The organism is Bradyrhizobium sp. in8p8 (assembly GCF_000426845.1).
In the GTDB taxonomy this organism is placed as follows: domain Bacteria; phylum Pseudomonadota; class Alphaproteobacteria; order Rhizobiales; family Xanthobacteraceae; genus Bradyrhizobium; species Bradyrhizobium japonicum_C.
Map to the genome: position 1 here is coordinate 36,748 of NZ_AUGD01000008.1, position 17,244 is coordinate 53,991.

General features: G+C 60.1%; 19 protein-coding genes and 3 pseudogenes. 17 read left to right on the forward strand and 5 right to left on the reverse strand.

The window, feature by feature from the left end; genetic code table 11:
- Positions 1–51: 51 nt before the first annotated feature.
- A complete protein-coding gene (locus K408_RS42790) occupies positions 52–210 on the reverse strand; it encodes a hypothetical protein (RefSeq protein WP_196232384.1) in 159 nt (52 codons plus the stop codon).
- Between the two features lie 283 nt (positions 211–493).
- Between K408_RS42790 and K408_RS38320 the strand changes: the two are divergent.
- From K408_RS38320 to K408_RS38325, 3 genes and pseudogenes are all read left to right on the forward strand, one after another.
- Positions 494–768, forward strand: a pseudogene (locus K408_RS38320) (helix-turn-helix transcriptional regulator).
- The gene (locus tag K408_RS0120305; RefSeq protein ID WP_024340648.1) at positions 761–1,225 is read left to right on the forward strand and encodes a DUF2840 domain-containing protein; all 465 of its coding nucleotides are present in this window, start codon (positions 761–763) and stop codon (positions 1,223–1,225) included. The pseudogene K408_RS38320 and the gene K408_RS0120305 overlap by 8 nt, the downstream one beginning before the upstream one ends.
- 736 nt (positions 1,226–1,961) lie before the next feature.
- Positions 1,962–2,367 (forward strand): annotated as a pseudogene (locus tag K408_RS38325) (S26 family signal peptidase); the annotation flags it as partial.
- Positions 2,368–2,712: 345 nt separating this feature from the next.
- Here the strand turns inward: K408_RS38325 and K408_RS43935 are convergent.
- Positions 2,713–2,838 (reverse strand): hypothetical protein, encoded by a 126-nt coding sequence (locus tag K408_RS43935; RefSeq protein ID WP_283805279.1) that lies wholly within the window; start codon positions 2,836–2,838, stop codon positions 2,713–2,715.
- Positions 2,839–2,980: 142 nt separating this feature from the next.
- On the opposite strand from K408_RS43935, the gene K408_RS0120325 reads away from it, so the two are divergent.
- From K408_RS0120325 to K408_RS0120375, 11 genes are read left to right on the forward strand one after another with little or no spacing between them, the layout of a single operon-like run.
- The gene (locus K408_RS0120325; protein ID WP_024340646.1) at positions 2,981–3,436 is read left to right on the forward strand and encodes a phosphonate C-P lyase system protein PhnG; all 456 of its coding nucleotides are present in this window, start codon (positions 2,981–2,983) and stop codon (positions 3,434–3,436) included.
- Positions 3,426–4,031 carry a phosphonate C-P lyase system protein PhnH gene (locus K408_RS0120330; protein WP_024340645.1) on the forward strand — a complete coding sequence of 202 codons (606 nt, stop codon included), beginning with the start codon at positions 3,426–3,428 and terminating at the stop codon, positions 4,029–4,031. The genes K408_RS0120325 and K408_RS0120330 overlap by 11 nt, the downstream gene beginning before the upstream one ends.
- 1 nt (position 4,032) lies before the next feature.
- A complete protein-coding gene (locus K408_RS38330) occupies positions 4,033–5,241 on the forward strand; it encodes a carbon-phosphorus lyase complex subunit PhnI (protein ID WP_024340644.1) in 1,209 nt (402 codons plus the stop codon).
- The gene (locus K408_RS38335) at positions 5,241–6,098 is read left to right on the forward strand and encodes an alpha-D-ribose 1-methylphosphonate 5-phosphate C-P-lyase PhnJ (protein ID WP_029674230.1); all 858 of its coding nucleotides are present in this window, start codon (positions 5,241–5,243) and stop codon (positions 6,096–6,098) included. Before K408_RS38330 ends, K408_RS38335 begins: the two co-directional genes overlap by 1 nt.
- On the forward strand, positions 6,095–6,931 hold the full coding sequence (locus K408_RS0120345) for an ATP-binding cassette domain-containing protein (protein WP_024340642.1): 837 nt from the start codon (positions 6,095–6,097) through the stop codon (positions 6,929–6,931). Before K408_RS38335 ends, K408_RS0120345 begins: the two co-directional genes overlap by 4 nt.
- Before the next feature lie 7 nt (positions 6,932–6,938).
- The gene (locus K408_RS38340) at positions 6,939–7,682 is read left to right on the forward strand and encodes an ATP-binding cassette domain-containing protein (RefSeq protein WP_024340641.1); all 744 of its coding nucleotides are present in this window, start codon (positions 6,939–6,941) and stop codon (positions 7,680–7,682) included.
- A gap of 36 nt (positions 7,683–7,718) precedes the next feature.
- Entirely contained in the window at positions 7,719–8,885 is a 1,167-nt protein-coding gene (locus tag K408_RS38345) for an alpha-D-ribose 1-methylphosphonate 5-triphosphate diphosphatase (protein WP_024340640.1), read from the forward strand.
- Positions 8,886–8,931: 46 nt separating this feature from the next.
- Complete coding sequence (locus tag K408_RS0120360; RefSeq protein ID WP_080654898.1) at positions 8,932–9,987, forward strand: extracellular solute-binding protein; 1,056 nt, start codon at positions 8,932–8,934, stop codon at positions 9,985–9,987.
- Between the two features lie 26 nt (positions 9,988–10,013).
- Complete coding sequence (locus tag K408_RS0120365; RefSeq protein ID WP_024340638.1) at positions 10,014–10,862, forward strand: ABC transporter permease; 849 nt, start codon at positions 10,014–10,016, stop codon at positions 10,860–10,862.
- Between the two features lie 10 nt (positions 10,863–10,872).
- Positions 10,873–11,862 carry an ABC transporter ATP-binding protein gene (locus tag K408_RS38350; protein WP_024340637.1) on the forward strand — a complete coding sequence of 330 codons (990 nt, stop codon included), beginning with the start codon at positions 10,873–10,875 and terminating at the stop codon, positions 11,860–11,862.
- The gene (locus K408_RS0120375; protein ID WP_155248553.1) at positions 11,852–12,721 is read left to right on the forward strand and encodes an ABC transporter permease; all 870 of its coding nucleotides are present in this window, start codon (positions 11,852–11,854) and stop codon (positions 12,719–12,721) included. The genes K408_RS38350 and K408_RS0120375 overlap by 11 nt, the downstream gene beginning before the upstream one ends.
- Positions 12,722–12,805: 84 nt before the next feature.
- On the opposite strand, the gene K408_RS0120380 is transcribed toward K408_RS0120375, so the two are convergent.
- Positions 12,806–13,198, reverse strand: a complete 393-nt coding sequence (locus K408_RS0120380) for a hypothetical protein (protein WP_024340635.1) — start codon at positions 13,196–13,198, stop codon at positions 12,806–12,808.
- Positions 13,199–13,345: 147 nt separating this feature from the next.
- On the opposite strand from K408_RS0120380, the gene K408_RS43465 reads away from it, so the two are divergent.
- Positions 13,346–14,302, forward strand: a complete 957-nt coding sequence (locus tag K408_RS43465; protein WP_024340634.1) for a hypothetical protein — start codon at positions 13,346–13,348, stop codon at positions 14,300–14,302.
- A gap of 179 nt (positions 14,303–14,481) precedes the next feature.
- Here K408_RS43465 and K408_RS43470 read toward each other — a convergent pair whose 3' ends face one another.
- The gene (locus K408_RS43470; protein WP_155248552.1) at positions 14,482–14,709 is read right to left on the reverse strand and encodes a hypothetical protein; all 228 of its coding nucleotides are present in this window, start codon (positions 14,707–14,709) and stop codon (positions 14,482–14,484) included.
- Positions 14,710–14,890: 181 nt separating this feature from the next.
- Between K408_RS43470 and phnF the strand changes: the two genes are divergently transcribed.
- Positions 14,891–15,631 carry a phosphonate metabolism transcriptional regulator PhnF gene (phnF, locus tag K408_RS0120395; RefSeq protein ID WP_024340632.1) on the forward strand — a complete coding sequence of 247 codons (741 nt, stop codon included), beginning with the start codon at positions 14,891–14,893 and terminating at the stop codon, positions 15,629–15,631.
- Between the two features lie 95 nt (positions 15,632–15,726).
- Here phnF and K408_RS41170 read toward each other — a convergent pair.
- Positions 15,727–15,949, reverse strand: a pseudogene (locus tag K408_RS41170) (IS21 family transposase); the annotation flags it as partial.
- Between the two features lie 195 nt (positions 15,950–16,144).
- Here K408_RS41170 and K408_RS38360 point away from each other — a divergent pair.
- Positions 16,145–16,519 carry an Mpo1-like protein gene (locus tag K408_RS38360; protein ID WP_024340631.1) on the forward strand — a complete coding sequence of 125 codons (375 nt, stop codon included), beginning with the start codon at positions 16,145–16,147 and terminating at the stop codon, positions 16,517–16,519.
- Positions 16,520–17,244: the final 725 nt, after the last annotated feature.

A 17,244-nucleotide genomic window follows, 5' to 3' on the forward strand; every position in this document is an offset into this window, starting at 1 on the left:
CTCCAAATATCGCAGCGCTGCCCGCCATCGCGCTATTCAATTGCATGTTCGTCACCACTTGTAGACTTGGGAGAGCACCCGCAACAACCCGCCGAGCTTGCGTCCATGGTTGAGATCGGCGGCGAGCCGCATAAGCGTGTCGGCAAAGCCGAGCGGCGGGATCGCGGCGGAGACGGCCGCGATCTGTGCCCGCGACAGTCCTTTGCGCACGCGCCCCTCAGTGGCATCGATCCAGTCAGCCTTTTGTACCGCATTTATGATCGTGGCATTGGGCCCGGCATACGCCGTGAGCTTGTGGTGCCAGTGGATGATGTCAGCGATCAGTTGGCCATCCAGCGGCGGCGCACGCTCTGCTCGGGCAGCCTCGGCCCGTGCTTCCTACGGCTCCAGGTAGGCGAGTTCGCGGTCGGTCCACATACCAATGTCACGATAGACGAGAGCAAATGCGATGGTAGCCCTCGCGGGCGCTCCACGAGATTGCGGAGTTTTTCGGATGTCCGATCCGAAAGCGGGCTTGCCGCCGCCATACATGCGCACCCCGAAGCCGCCCGATTCCTCGGCCTGTCCGGCCGCGCGCTGGAAAAGCACCGCACCTACGGTACCGGTCCCGCTTACCGGAAGCTCGGCGGACGCGTCGTCTACGCGCTCGAGGACCTGAAAGCCTGGGCGGACCGCGGCGCCAAGACCTCGACCTCGGATCCCGGCACCGGGACCGTCCTCGGACGAGGCTCACAACCTTCTCGGCGGAAGGAGGAACGGCATGAGTGATCTCACCCATGTCGAGCTCTTGTGGCTGGAGAAGCGCATCGAGAACTGGATTCGCTTCGGTCGCCATGCCCGGGAGCAGATTCTGGACCAGCGGCGGCGCATCCTGTCGTTTGCGCCGGGCTGCATTTTCGCCTTCGTGCGCTGGACCTCGAACGACTTCGGCACCCTCATCTCGCGTATCGACATTCTGCGCGCCGTCGGTCCCGGGGAGCCCCGCGCGACTGTGCCCTATGTGCAGCCCGGCGGCGATATCCTGTTGCGGTCGTCCGGCTGGCCGAAGGTCGAACGCGTGCTGCAGATTGTGGACGCCGTTGAGGGGCTTGGCATCGACCCGGCCGACGCCGCGCCCGACTACTGGCACCACGTCCACAACCGCCTGTCCGTCAATGAAGCTCCGCGCGCTTACACGCGGTCGCGTCATCAGGTGTGGCTGAAGCGGCGGAGGATCGCGCCGTGACCGGCCGCGCAGTGATGCTTTTCGCAACGCTGGCGGCAGCGATGACTTTGCTGTCCTCGATCGGCACGAAACCGACCGCATTCTTCATATGGAATGCTTGTGCGCCAGGAAAGCTGGCGCGGTCCAGCCGGTGGAAGACCGGTGCGGGTAAGCCGTAGCGGGCGCCCGGTAGCGAGTGTTGCGTGGTCGCCGGTGACGGCGGCTGCGAAGCGTACACAGCGATCGTGTGGGGTGAGCGATTGAGCCGCGAAAGCCATAAAATCGCAGAGGCCGAGACGGTAAGCAACGTCGAAGGCAACATGTGCGGTCCCGCTATGCGAGGGGCTGACGCTCTGCCGTGATCGAAGGCGTCATCACGCACGAAAGGAACGCGTCGGAACCTGGGAGGTCTCACGTTCGACCGATGGCTTTATGCCCCAAGGTCCGCATCGGGAAGGCGAGGAGCCGTAGCCGATGATGAACGAGTGTGAGAAGTCAGACCCCGTCATAGTAGCTGTGAAACCGACGAACGAGGCGGAGCGATCCGCTGCGGAGCCGGTGGAGCCAAGGGCAGGGACCAAAGGGAATGCGGGCCAGCAAAGCACGTCCCGGACGCCGAGCCGGACAAGCGTGTCACAGGCGCTGGAGCGCATACGGCAAGTTTGCCGTCATTCACCCGAGGTGGGAGCCGTATGCGGGAAAGCCGCACGTACGGTTCTGTGCGGGGGGCGCTCAGCAATGAGCGTCCCTACCGCGATCGGACAGCGTGCCCATCGGTCTCTATCGGCTGAAGCCGACTGTTCGTCACCGAACTGGTCGCGATCAAGGCACCTCAACCGCTCGCAACCTTTCTCGCCGATGGCGGCTATCTGCCCCAGCACGTTCTCCCGCTGAGGCGCGTGCTGGCGCTTCCTGGCCAGACGGTTTGCCGTGACCATCTCACCGTCACGGTGGACCAGATCGAGATGGGTGCGGCACGCGACCACGACAGTCGCGGCTATCCGATGCCCATCTGGCAGGGCTGCCGCGTCATCGCCGACGGCGAAGTCTTCCTCATGAATTGGCAGTCGGCGGACTCGCTCGATTGGCGATATTTCGGGGTGCTGCCGATAAGCGCGATCATCGGAAAGGCCGTGCCTCTTTGGACCAGCAGGGAGGACTGATCTTGCTGCAAGCCTGCAAACCTTCCGATATTCCTTTGTTCGGTCGCAACGCGGACCATTCCTCCGTCCCGGCCAAGACTCGCACCGCCGTCGCGCAGAGCGGCGGTCAAGAGCGGCCGCCAGGCCGGCGCGCGAGCGCTCCTCCCTTGAAGGCCGCGAGCACGATGGCACCGTTGCAATCCCTCGGGACGATGCTGTGCCTTGTCGCTACCCCATAAGCGATTAATTTCATGGTGGGCCCGGCAGGACTCGAACCTGCAACCAGACCGTTATAAGCGATTGCGAAATGTCACGTCATAAGCGGTGGATATTCCTCGTTTGATGGACCGTAAAAGTAATCGCCGCTCAAGTACGCCGCGCCAGAAGCGAATTGGTCCACGCCGCCAGTTCAGGCTTGTTGCCGGCATAACGGGCCACAGCGGTGGCGTCGAGAACCGGCAGCCGCCCCGAGCAATCTTTCGTGAGCTTCATTCCTCGTCGGTTTCGTTGGACAATATCGTGTCCAAAGAAACCGTGGCCAGCTCGGTCACATGCCTGACATCTGATCCCGTTACAGGTCTAGACAAGTTGAAGCGACCGTCGGGAGTCGGGGAACGTAATGGAACGTAACGGAATGAAACGCACCTTCGAGATGTGCATGGCTGCGCGGCCGTCTGCGCTCACAGCCATTCTAGCCGAAGAGCGCGTCGCGGTTGATCGCATCGTCCACATTAAGCCAGCTCGCCGCGTGCGCCTGATGCAGGCGTTGCGCGAAGGGGTAATGGGATCCACATTCTACCTCGGCGAAGTCGCAGCTGTTGAGGCTGTTGTCGAGGTCGAAGGGATCCGCGGCTATGCCTTGCGGGTCGGGGAGGATCCGCAGGATGCCGTGGCCGCCGCAGCAGTGCTGGCGTTATGTGGGGCTGACGGCAACAGATCCCAGCGGATAGGCGATCGCCTAGTGGGTGAGATGAAGGTGGTTTCCGAGCTGAGAGAACAGCAGGGGGCGGCCGTCGCTCGCACCCGGGTGCGGTTTGAGGGTGGGATCGTCGAGGCCTACTCGGCATCCGATTACACGCGTGACCGGTAAGATCATGATTAGCGAGGTCACGAGCTACGATCCGATGGCTGTTCAGGCCGCCTTCCGTTGTGTCCTCGAGGCGTTTGCTTTTCCTGGGCAGCTGAGACGATTGGCGAATCCAGCCCCCCTCAATGTGTTGTGGGCATGCTCAAGTGCGGCAGATGCTGTGCATATGACGGAGGCGGCGCTCGCGCACGCCTCAATACTGCGTCAAGCAGCAGACCGGAGTGCCGGCAGTATCGAGGAGAGCGCGCTCGTCATCGCTACCTCTTCGGAGCTTTGCGACGTGATACCCAACGTCAATCGTGGAACTCCGATGTTCCCGGACGAGGGCGCAACGCTAATCGTGCTTGTTCCTCAATTAGGCGAGCACAAAGTCGGTGGACCTACTGAGCCGGATACGATGTTCACCGTTAAGGTCTCGACGGGCGGGCTCGCGGAGGCTTCGACCTTCACCTGCTCTGGTCTCACACCACGCGCGCTCACAGCGCGCGCTGAAACGTGTGCCGAGTTTCCTTTGGGCTTCGATACCGTTCTTTTGGCCGAGAACGGTACAATCGTTGGCCTTCCGCGCGGCGCAACGGTTTCAATCGTGGAGATGTAATATGGGTTATTCGGTGGTCAGAGGTGGTGAACGCGCTATGCGCGAGGCCGAGGGCCTTATCGATGCGTTCCGGAAGGGACTTGTTCACCCCGAGCGAGACGATCTTTCCGCCCCGCAACCTGAGGCGATCGAAGGTGGGCTTCGCTTCGCCGTCTACAAGGTCATGTCCGAGGCGGGGATCTATGCACCGCGGCTCGCCGCAATTGCGATCCAGCAGGCTGAAGGGGATCTTATGGAGGCTGCGTTCTTGCTGCGCGCTTTCCGCGCCTGCCTGCCGCGCTGGGGTACTACGCTGCCAGCCGATACCGCCGAGATGCGGGCGATCCGGCGGATATCTGCTGCGTTCAAGGAGGTACCAGGTGGCCAATTTCTCGGACCCACCCGCGATTATACCGTGCGGCTCTTGAAGGAAGCGCTGCAGTCGGGATCCAACCAGCAGGCAGGCGGTGTGGAGCTGGCAGCCGATCCGGATCTGCAACAGCTTCCGGCCGCCATGCCAAAAGTTGCCGATGTTCTTCGGCGATGCGGCCTCGTCGCGCCGTTGCCGGACTCAAGCGAAAATGCGCCGATCCACGACATCACGATGCGGCCGATGCGCTTTCCGCGCCCGGCGCGCAGCGCCCGATTGCAGGCGCTCGCACGCGGCGAGACGGGCGCGCTAACCGCGCTCGCCTACAGCTCTCTCCGAGGCTATGGGCACGTTCATCCGACCATCGCCGAGTTGCGGGTCGGCTTTGTTCCGGTTCGCGTGATCCATCCTGAACTCGGCGAAGAGGTCTCGATTGGCGAGATATTGCTCACCGAATGCGAGTCGATAGCAACCGGCGTTGGTATGATCAGCTCCCACAATACCAAGTGCGGTCCGCAATTTGAGCTCGGCTATGGTGCATCGTTTGGGCAGAACGAGACCAAGGCTATCGCCATGTCGGTGCTCGATGCAAATCTCTCGCAGCCCCAGGCGAAAGGCCCCGCCGACGACCAGGAGTTTGTCCTCTATCACATCGATGGCGTCGAGAGCTCGGGCTTCGTCGATCACCTGAAGTTACCGCACTATATGCTGTTCACGTCCATACTCGATCGTGTCAATGCTGCGGCCGAGGCGCAGGCCGCAGCAGAATCAGGGAACCTTCCGGCATCTGGGGCCGACACAGTGACCTCAGCCAAGGTGCGCTTGATGGGGAGTGTTGTCTCGAAGGAGGTCGGCTCGTGATGACGCCCGCAACGAGTTTGCCGTACGCCTATCTCGACGAGTTCATGAAGGCGTGCGTGCGCAAGGCCGTACTGAAGGCCGTGTGTATTCCCGGCTATCAGGTGCCCTACGTTTCGGAGGAGGTGCCGATTGCGCGGGGCTTCGGCAGCGGCGGCCTGCAGATCACGTTGTCGCTGATCGGCGCCGACGACGTCGTCAAAGTGTTCGACGAAGGCGATGACCAGACAGTCAATGCTGTCAACCTCCGGCGTTTCATTGTCGATGTCACCAGTAACGCAACGACAAATGACCCCGCGGAGGCAACGCTCATCCAGTCGCGCCACCGCATTCCCGAGGAAGGGCTCCGGTTGGGCCAGATCCTCGTTCTGCAATCCGCGTTTCCCGATGCGCTGCGCTTCTTCGAGACCAACGAGGCCGTCGCGCGCCGCATGCACGCCGAGGCTGACTACTCGAAGCTCTGGCTACGCCTCTACGAGAGTATTGTTGACAATCACGAGATCATGATCGGCGGTCGTTATCCCGTTCTAATCAACGGGCGCTACGTGCTCGATCCGACTCACGTGCCGCGCTGGGATCTTCCGAAGCTCCACGACTGTTCTGGCATCGTGCTCTTTGGAGCCGGTCGCGAAAAGCGCATCTACGCCATTCCACCGCATTCGCGTGTCGAGCCCCTCGGCTTCACCGATCATCCCTTCCGGGTAGAGCGGTTCGAGGGGGCTGCGTGCCATCTCTGTGGCTCCTCGCACAGCTTTCTGACGCAGTTCTGGCGCGACGACGGCAGTCCAGCCTGGGTTTGTTCCGACAGCAATTGGTGTGAAAAGCAGCGGGCGGCGCTCGTGCAGGAAGCGAACGCATGAAACCCCTTCTGAGTATCCGGAAGCTGACCAAGCGCTTCGGCCCTGGATGTGAACAGTGCGTTGACGAATCGAGGTGGGGCGAGATTGACGCCAACGCGTGTCCGAATTGCGGGACGGTATGGGCGTTGCGTGGTCTCGATCTCGATCTCTTTCCTGGTGAGATAGTCGGAATCGTCGGCGAAAGCGGCGCCGGCAAGACCACGTTGGTGGACCTCCTCAGCCTCGCGGCAGTGCCCGACTACGGGGCGGCCCATCTGGCAAACTGGCGCGGGGGGCTCCATTCGATTTACTCGGCATCCGACCAGGAGAAGCGGCATCTCAGCAACGTCCACATTTCTACTGTCTACCAGGATGCCAGCCGCGGCCTGCTCATGGGCATATCTTCGGGCGGCAATGTGGTCGAGCGGCTGCTGGCGTCGGGTGAGCGTTGCATCGGCGACATGCGCGCGCGCGCGCAGTATCTGCTCGATTACATGGAGTTACAGGGTCTGATGGACGTCCGGACGGGTAGGCTCAGCGCCGGAATGAAGCAGCGAGTTCAGATTGCTAAGGCCTTGGTACATCGCCCGTCCGTGATTCTGTTCGACGAGCCGACCACTGGGCTTGATGTTTCGGTCCAAGCGCGAACGCTCGACCTCATTCGCAAGGCGCAGCGCGAGCACGGCTTCGCCGCGCTCCTTGTTACGCATGATTGGAACGTCCTGCGGCTGCTTGCGACGCGCGCCCTCGTGCTCAAAGCGGGGCGGGTCATCGAGCGAGGGACTGTGGAGCAGCTCATCGAGGATCCGCAGGCGCCGTACAGCCAACTTCTCATCCACTCGTCGACCACGTGAGGCGCCTATGTCGAACTGCATCGAGGTGAGCGGACTTTCTAAGACGTTTACGCTGCATCTGGTCGGCGGGACGCGGCTGAATGCGCTTCATGAGACCTCATTCGCGCTCGAGCATGGCGCCTCGCTTGTTATCATGGGAAAGACGGGGGCTGGCAAGTCGACGCTACTCAAGTTGCTCGCTGGCGCGTACCGCGCGAGCAGCGGAGCGATTGTGATACAGCCGTCGCCCGAGAGCTCCCGTGTTGAGCTTGCAAGTCTCTCGGACGTTGATCTCATCGCGCTGCGTCGTCGCAGCGTCGGCTATCTGCCCCAGCATATCCACGTCGTGCCACGCGTGCCTGCGATCGACGTGGTCACCGCCACCGGGATCGAAGCAGGGCTCGAGGAAGCAGAAGCACGGGCGCGTGCCGAGGAACTACTCGACGAGCTTGAGATCAAGCGAAAGCTGTTTCCGCTTTTTCCTTCGACATTCAGCCCCGGCGAACGCCAACGTCTCAACCTCGCTTGCGCGCTGGTGAGGAATCCGAGCCTGCTTCTGATGGACGAGCCAGTGAGCGCGCTTGACCCGCGGATGATGCAACAAGTCGTTGGCATGCTTCAGCGGCATCGCTCTCGGACAGGTGGAGGTACGCTCGTCACAATCTTGCATCAAATGGCCGCTGCCGAGCAACTCGCCGATCGCGTTATGGTCATCGATGACGCTCGAATGAAGGCGTTTGGGACGTTTTCAGAGGTGTTGCAAGCTACGTGATCAAATGCATGTTCCGGTAAACTGTGAGACTTTGGTATGGACATTCTTGTCAAGAACGCAATCATCGTGCTGCCTGATCGCGTTATCGAAGGCGACATCAGTGTGGCAGACGGCAAAATCGCCGCAATTGGCGAACGGTTCTCTGGGTCAGCCACCCAGGTGATCGATGCTGGTCGCGGGCATGTGATCCCGGGCATCATTGACCTTCACGGTGATGACATCGAGTTCGAGATCGGCGCGCTTGGTCCGAAGGCCTCGGCGCGTCGGATGCCGGTTGACCTCGGGCTTATTCAATCGGACAAGAATGCCGCAGGTTGGGGCATTACGACCAAGTTTCATGCCATTGCATATTTCGAAGAGGAGAGCAAAGGTCGGTCCAAGCGATTGTCGAGCGAGATCATGGACTCGATAGCTCGGCTAGCCGAGGCCGAGCATCTACTGGTCGATCATTGGGTCGATCTGCGCTACGAGATCACCGGAGATCCGACCTACACCCTTACTGCGCTCGAACATCCGCGTGTCAAAGCCGTCTCGTTGATGGATCACACGCCGGGTGAAGGGCAGTTTGCGACCTCTGAAGCCTACAAGGCGCTTAACCGCCAGCTCACAGCGGCGGACGAGGAGGAGTTCGACCGAATTCTCGCCGAGAAAGGAGCGCGCCAGCATCTCAAGTGGGATCATGTTGCTCGGGTATGTGAACGGGCCCGGCTGCTTGGGCTGCTAATCGCCTCGCACGACGACCACACTCCGGAGAAGGTCGAGATCATGGCGGCGCACGGCTGTAGGCTGGCCGAGATGCCAGTCCGCCTCGATGCGGCGCAGAAGGCAAAGTCGCTCGGGCTGAAGGTCAGCATGGCCGCGCCCAACGTCGTGCGCGGCGGGTCCTCGAGCGGAAACCTCAATGCGGTCGACGCGCTCGAAGCGCTGGCGCTCGATTCCCTCTGCTCCGACTATCACCTCCCCTCTCTCTTGACTGCTGGCGGCCTTCTGCTGAGGCAACGACTTGTGAGCTGGCCGGAGCTCGCAGCGTTGCTGGCGGCCAACGCCGCCGATGCCCTCGGGCTCGTCGACCGCGGGCGCATCGAACCCAACAAGCGCGCTGACCTCGCCGTGGTCAGGATGGAAATGGGCTTTCCGATTGTTCAGGCAACAATCGCTAAGGGACAGATTGTTTATCACGATTTGCGGTTTCAACGTAGTTGACGCCGATCTACGCCGTTCTTTTCGACTCTCACAGCAAAGGTGAACCATGACACGTTTCTTGGGTAGTTGCACGCTGGCTATTCTGGCTGTGGCCTACGCGGCCACACCGGCGCTTGCCCAGAAGTTACTGACTATCTACGATCTACCTAGCAAGTACATGGACTGGGGAGGTCTGGCCGATGGCTACGATAAGAAGGGTCTCGTCAAGCTCACGCGCGACCTAAAGAACGGCTCGAGCACTGCCCTTGCTGCGATGAAGGCGGAGGCCGGAAACCCGCAGACCAATGGTGCCTATTGGGCTCTCGATATCGCGGTCGAAGCGCAGCGGGCCGGTTTGACCGTTCCCTACAAGCCGAAGGGCTTCGACGCGATTCCGGCGGCGCTTAAGGAGCCCGCAGGTTACTGGTGGGCGGTAGGCTCGGCTTATATCGTGATCGGCGTCAATAAAGATGTTCTGGCCAAGCGCAATCTGAAGGCGCCGATGGGCTGGGCTGACCTTCTGAAGCCAGAGTACAAGGGCCTCGTCTGTTCGATGGATCCGACATGGTCCGGCACAGCATCGGTTTTCATGTATGGCATCAACTTCATCCTCGGCGGAAGCAAGGATGATTTTACTCCCGGCATGACGTGGCTGCGCGATTACCAGAAGAATGGCCAGCAGTTCCGTACCGAGATCGTGGCGCCGCGGCTCGCAACTGGTGAATGCCCCATCACGATCGACGCCGAAGGGAACATCCTCATCGACAAGTTGAAGGGTGCGCCAGTCGACGTCGTTATCCCCTCGGAGGGCGTGGTGTCCGTCAACGTCGGCATGTCGATGGCGAAGGGCGCGCCGATGCCTGAGGAGACCAAGGCGTTCTTTGATTGGCTACTGTCGAGCGAGGCGCAGGAGATTATCGCCCGGGCGTATTTCCGACCCGCCATCGCTGGGGCGGTTCCTCCGGATGTGGCCAACGTCATGCCTAAGGTAGAGAAGGTCGTTGCTCTCGATTTGCAACACCAGGCTGACGTGGTGACAAAGCTGAAGCGCGCGTTCACCGATATCGTGAGCCGCGGTGGCGACCTTTCGAGCACGCTCAAGTCCGCTGAGCTCGCGAAGTAGGCCGAACGAGCTGACAGGAACCAGAGATGGGTGCGATGGGCAGCAGAGCTATCACCAGGCACTTCGCGGTAGCGATGCTAGTGCTTGTCACTATGGCTATGCTCATCGCACCCCTTGGACAACTTTTGTTAGTGAGTCTTAGGGATGAGAGCGCCGGCTGGACACTGGCGAATTACCGAATCGTGTTGGCGGGCAGTTATTACGTGAGTTCGCTTGCGGCCACGCTCGCCTTTTGCGCGATAACCTCATTGATCGCTGTGGGGATCGCTTTGCCGGCGGCATGGCGGATCGGGACGGGCGGCGTGGGCTCGACCGCCTTACGGATCTTCTGCCAGATGAACTATGCATTCGGCAGCATTGTCTATGGCATGCTCATACTCGTCCTCTTCGGCAATGCGGGGCTGATTCCTGTCGCTGAGGGCATCCTATTTTCGAGCGAATATTCCCGGGGTTTTGCTTACACGATCAGCGGGCTGGCTTTGGGCTATCTCGGATTCCAGATCCCGCGTTCCGCCCTTGTAATCGCGCAAGCGATCGAGAACATGGATCCCAACCTTATTCGCGCGGCCAGGACACTTGGCGCCGATAGGCTCCAGATCGCTGTCATGGTGATCCTCCCAACACTCCGGCCGGCACTATCGGCGGCCTTCGTACTCACCTTCCTGATGTCAGTCGGTTCATTCGGAATAGCGCTGCTGGTTGCCAAAGAAATCGCGATCTATCCTGTTATCATTTTCAAGGAGTTCACTGGGTTTGCCAATTTTGGCATTGCATCTGCAATGGCGATTGCGCTGTGCCTGCTGGTGATCCTTGTCTTGATGGTGCTGCGCCGAAACTATCCGGATCTTGAGCTTTTCTCTTCGCAAGCTAGATAGGAACTCTACCATGCAAGTCGATCTCCTGGATGTTCACAAGAGCTTTGGTGGCACGAAGGTGCTCAAGGGTATTACCGCGAGCTTTCATTCGGGGCGAATCACGGCGCTAGTCGGTCCATCGGGCTCTGGGAAGTCCACGCTGCTCAACATCATCGCAGGCCTTGCGGAGCCGACCTCGGGCAAGGTTCACTTTTCTGGAATGGACGTCACGAGGGTTCCGACAGAGAAGCGTCAGGTCGGCCTCGTATTCCAGAACCATGCATTGTTTCCGCATCTCAATGTTTTCGGTAACGTCGAGTTCGGGCTTCGCGTGCGCAGTGTCCCACCCAAGGAACGACACGAGCGCGTCATGGAAGCGCTTGAGATGGTCGAGCTTGATCACCTCGCGGATCGCAGCATTTCCACGTTGTCGGGTGGCCAGCGCCAGCGTGTTGCGCTTGCACGCGCGCTCGTGATCGAGCCCAACGTGCTACTACTCGACGAGCCGCTGTCGGCACTCGACGTCGAGCTTCGCCGTCGCATCCGAGAGGAACTGCGCGCACTCCTGGCGCCTCTAAAGGTCCCGACCGTTCTCGTCACGCACGATCGCGACGATGCTTTCATCCTCGCCGACGAGATTGTGCTTCTTCTCGATGGCCAGATTGCACAGAGCGGACCGCCCGAAGATATGTACCATAGGCCGACGAGCGCGATGGTCGCGCGCTTCTTCGGCGAGGCGAACTTCCTTGTGCCCGAGTCTGCCTCAATCGAAGATATGGAACTGTTTCGTCCCGAGGACGTGACGGTCGTGTCGAGCGCGGCGGAAGCCGACCTTGTCGTGACGGTGACGAGCGCTCGCTTTCTGGGAAATCGTCGCCGCATCACTGGTCGCGATAGCCGAGGGGCTGAGGTGATGTTCGACGTGGGCAAGACCCACGCCGTGAGGGAGGGGGAGACGGTCCACATCCGCATCAACGGTCACGTCCAGGGTGTTCGGGGAGCGCTTCGTCATGCCAGCTGACGCTGCTATTCTGATTGCCCGGCCTGACGCTGTTACGATTGCCCGGTCGGAGCAGGGCGTTGTCGGGCGCCTCCTGCGTGAGGGCGCTGTTGCTGCGTGGCGGGGCGTCGCGCCGATCCTGGTTTGGGTGCCGCCGATGCTGTTGATTGCGCCGTTGGTGATGCTGGCTGTGGGCTCATTCACCGAGGTTTGGGACAGCCGTGGTCTCATGGGTGCGTCAACGGAGGCCTACCGGGAGGCGCTGAAGTTCGGCGGGACCGCGATCGCATTCAGCTTGAAACTCGCGACCTTGGTCACGGCGATCGTCGCCGTGCTGGCGGTGCCGACAGCATATGCGCTCGCCCGATACTCCGGAGCGACCATGCTTATGGTCAAGCAGATCTTGATGCTTCCCATCATCCTGCCGCCGATGGCGTTGGCGATCGGCCTTATTGTCCTCTACCCAGCCCTGTCTGGCACTTTCTCGATCTTTGTTCTCGCGCACGTCGTGCTCGCGTTTCCATTTGCCGTCTGGCCGATCGGCGCCGCTCTTACGGCGATGGATTTTCGAGTGCTGGAGACGGCAGCGCGGACGCTCGGTGCATCCCAGTTGCAGTCGTTCTTCCTGGTGATCCTCCCGAATATCGCGCGAGCCGCCATCGTTGGAGCTACGACTGTGTTCGTCGTCTCGATCGCGGAAGTCAATGCTGGACTCTTTCTCTCGTCGGCGGACTACCGCCCTTTGAGCGTCGCGCTGCTCGGCGCCTTCATGGACTTCGACATCCGCGTTGCCGCTGCGTTGACTGTCATTTTCACCATCGTTGTCTCGCCAGCATTTGTGGTTATGGAGGTTCTCCTGCGAAGAGGAACGCGCACGTAGTTCCAAGCTTCAAATCGTGGTATATTCGACTTCACGGGAGGACCATTCATGAGGATCAATCGGTCGGTCGTTAGCGCCAGAGTTTCACGCTGGTCCGTCGACCATGCCTGCGATCCGGGCATCGAGATAGCACTCCAGCGCTTGGGCTACAGCATTTGCAATCTCAAGCGCGCTCGGAGCAAGATCCGATGCTGTAATGGCGTTAGCAATCCTGTTCTCGAGCGCGATCACCCGCCGATCATTCAACACCACGATATAATTGATGACATGACAGCGCGTGACAATATCGGCGAGCGCTGCTGCAAGCGGGTTAGCAGTGCTCGCGGATTGAGACAATTGCGTCGCGCGCTGCTTCAGAAGATCGCAGCTGAACGCTCTGATCACGCCATCAACCAGCTGCTGATCCGTTGGGTGAGTCGCCCGCAGGTGGGCAAGAGTAGAGTGCAGCCTCATCGCGCGCTTTTGGTTCAGAAACATCTACCGTGCTCCATCAGCCTGAATGAACAAGCGCGGCATGTGCGGAAATCCACTGTTCAGTTTGTATCAGTATCGGAGCTACACGACAGACCTATGTCAGCGCATCGGCCTGCAGCATGAGCAAACGCAATATCGTAAGGGTCAAGCATGGTTGAGAGTGAGGTCTTGGAGGTGAGCGCATGCCCGTTGAACTATCGAATTCCTGCCGATGCCTTGAACGGTCCTCCTGCGTCACAAACCCACGTTCTCTACGTGGTTGGCGGTCTCTACGGGAATCGATTCGCACTCGATGCGATCGAGATGTTCGCGACGGCCGAGACGGAGCCAGTCGAAATCGTCGTCAATGGGGACGCTCACTGGCTCAACGCGCGGACGGATGATGTCGGGGCGCTCGATAGGCGACTCGCGCGCTATCCGGCGATCAAGGGCAATGTCGAGGCGGAGCTGGCGAGAGGAGCAGGCAGCGCCGGGTGCGGATGTTCCTATCCGTCCGATACCGATCCTGGGGTCATCAAACGATCCGACGCGATCATGGCTACGCTGCAATGTGCCGCTGAGTCGCTCCCAGGGGTGAGAGCGCGCTGCGGAGCTTTGCCGCAAACGCTAGTTGTTGCGGTTGGGGCGGCGCGAGTCGGGATCGTACATGGCGACACAACCTCGATTAGCGGCTGGGCTTTCGCTCGAGAAAGCCTCGATGCCCCCGGCCAGAGGGCGTCACTCAGAGAGATGCTCTCCGTATGCAATGTCGATATCCTTACGAGTACGCATACCGGCAGACCCGCAATGCGGAAGTTGAGGACCGGCTCTCGCGCTCGTCTGCTCGCGAACAACGGCGCCGCTGGCATTGGCCATTTCCCGGGGGAGCCCTGCGGGATCATTACCCGCATCGCGACGTACCCTGCCCCCTTTGCCTCATTATATGGCGCCGTCGTCGACGGTGTGTATGCCGAGGCTGTGGCCGTCCGCTTCGAACGGGAGCGGGTGCTCACGTGGTTCGACTCTATCTGGCCTAGCGGATCGCCCGCAGCGATTGACTATCGTCCAAGACTCGTAGGCGAGGCACGCGATGAGATTCTGATGGCAACCCCGAGGACGCTCTTCTGAAGCGCAGGGGCGCGAATACGTTCCACTGCAGGTCGGAGAACTTCAAAAGGAATTTGATTGACATTCGCTAGATGAACTTTGGAGCAGCGAGAATGATAGTAGACGGTGGGGTTCCCCGGAAGCCGCAAGCGAACTGTGCAATGCTTTCGGCGTTTTGGCGCAGGCGTTCGCGGCAAATTCTATGCAGAGGACATTAAGGTGGCCGAGAAGAAATTTCGGGAAACACTGCGGCCTCTCGGCGCCCCAAAAATTCGCGTTTTGCGCCTTGCCGGCCCCCCGTTGATCCTGCCTATATCGTCGATAAGCTTTACGGCCTCGACCGCAATGTGCGAATGGCGACCGTCATCGGTCTTTTCGGTGCTTGCGGTATCGGCCAGCATACCAAGGTCCGGTACAATCTTCGTCATCTTCGCCACCGTCAAACTTTTCGACAAGATATTAGCCCGAATTCCGGCAAGGCTCATCGCATGAGGCGCGACTCAATGCTAGAAAAGCCCGTCGCCGTCAGCAAGGCGGACGAACGGCGCAAGCCTGCTCTCGGCCCACCTGCGTAAGGTCGGTGGCCTGCTAAGGGAACAATCGCTCGAAATGGTCACCCGTACTATCACCTCCGAGACAGGGATCGCCCGCTACCTCCAGATTGCCGACGAGTTCGACCGAGAGATCCGCAGGCGCTACGAAGTGGGACAGCGGCTGCCGGGCGAGCACGAACTGGCCGAGCGATTTGGCGTCAATCGCCACACCTTGCGCCATGCCATCGACACGCTCGAGGGGCGGGGGCTCGTCGTCCGCCGGCACGGAGCCGGTACTTTCGTGGTGGCCAAGCCCGTGAATTATCTAGTCGATGCCGCATCGCGCTTCACTGAGAACCTAGTGAAAGCCGGGCACAGCACGGAAAGTCAGCTCATTCGGAAGGTGATTGTCGAAGCCCGCGGAGGGGTGGCTAAGCGCCTCAACCTGCGCGATGGGGAGAAGGTCTTCGCGATCGAGACCTTGCGCCTCGTCGACGGCGGGCCGTTCTGCGTCATCTCACACTTTCTACCCTGGTCGATCGGCACTGCGGTGTTCGAGGCGTACAACGGCGGCTCGCTGCACACACTGATCGCGCGCAAGACGGCCAAGAAGCTAAAGCGTGTGCTGAGCCTAGTCACGACCGTGACGGTGGAGGCGAACGACGCCGCGCTGCTTGCCATTTCCCCTCAGCATTGGGTGCTGAGGGTTAAGAGTGTCAATGTCGATGCTGCCGGCGGCAAACCAGTCGAGTACGCCGTGACGCGTTTCCGCGCCGATCGGGTCGAGCTTGCGATCAAGATCCCGTTGGGTTCATGATCCGCAGAGAGTCAATCCGATGAGAGAGTAGCGGCCTTAATTATGTTAACAAATCTGTGGACCAACCACAGTGCATGACTGCATCGCGGCACCCGACGCCAGAACACGTAGCTGCGGCACGAAGGTTCGGCCGGCAGGACCTTTAGCGCGGGGTGATCAACCTCTTCCAGCAGTTGCCGACCGGCGGATCGGGCGCGCTTCGTTGAGATGCGTCATCAGATCGGTGATCGCCGCGTTGACTTCCAAAAGGCTGTAAAAGATTCGATGCCGCAAGCGCCCCAACATCCATCGCTCGACGATGAGCACGGCTTGCTCGACACCCCATAGCTCTTCGTCCTGACCGTGTCGAACTCTGCGTCGAATTGGGTGATGGCCCTCACTCCGCTTTGCGCCTGAATGCGGGTGTTCGGCGTCACATCTCCGTCATGTGGTCGCGATAGCATCGTACGCGTGCTTGGGTACTTGTTAGCACAGCGCTGCGGAACGTCTGATCTTTAGAGGAGAACCTAGGCAATGGCGCTGATCAAAAGTTATAAGGAATTCTGGCCATACTATTTATCGCAGCATAGCCAGCCCAGCACGCGATACTGGCATTACCTCGGTACGTCGATGTTCTTCGCTTGCCTTATTGCAGCAGCTTATACCGGCATCGCGTGGTTCGTGCTGCTGGCATTTCTCTTCTTCTATGGTCCAGCTTGGGTCGCGCACTTCGTGATCGAGAATAATCGTCCGGCCACCTGGAAATACCCGATTTGGTCGTTCATTAGCGATATAAGAATGTGTTTGTGTTGGTTCACCGGAAATTTGCATCGTGAGTTCAGGCGGACTAGCGTCAATATCGATATTACGAAGGGCGCTGTGGATGCAGTTCCGGCAGAAAAGCGATAGCTCGGAATTGTTTTCGATTCCGACTGGCACTTCCCGCGCAGGCATTCCTTCTGAAAGTGCATCGCTGCGGCTCAGCCGCTTTCCCCGCGTTAGTGAGCCTCCGATCTGTGGTTCGACGACGGCCTTCGGCCGCAAGACCGCAGATGGATACTTCAAGTGGACAACTCCCGGTTTCATGCTGCTTTAGTGGCGTCGAAAACGCGTCTGCAGCAGCACTACCGATAAAGGAGACGCCGTCCGAACCACCTTCCGAAGGATCCACGAGCCAGCGGGGCAAGCGTTTTCGGGGCAACTGCGGAAAGCATCTCCGAGTTGTGGTCCGAACTGCACCCACCAGGGGCCAACCGGCGAGACATTGTTGCAAGGCGGCAGATCAAGCAGGAGCCTTCGGACCTCTACAGTGACCAGTACGGGCTCGATCTTCGGAATTTGCAGCCAAGCCTTTGAAACGCCGCCATAAGCGCTGGAACCGTAACCAGCAGGTCGTCGCTTCTGTCGCTTGAAATGAGACTGGTTCGCTGGTTCGCTACCGGTATCAAAGAAAATCTTAGCGTCCCTTACGCCACTGTCTGGAGCAGCAATTTGAGATGGTTGCAGGTCCCCGCAACCAAATTCGGATTTTACCGGATCCGAGACGAAAATGGCCCGCTTGATGCGGGCCATTTTTGTTTTGGGGACAGCACGTTTGTTTTGGGGACAGCACGCGGGGCTGGAGGAGCGATGCC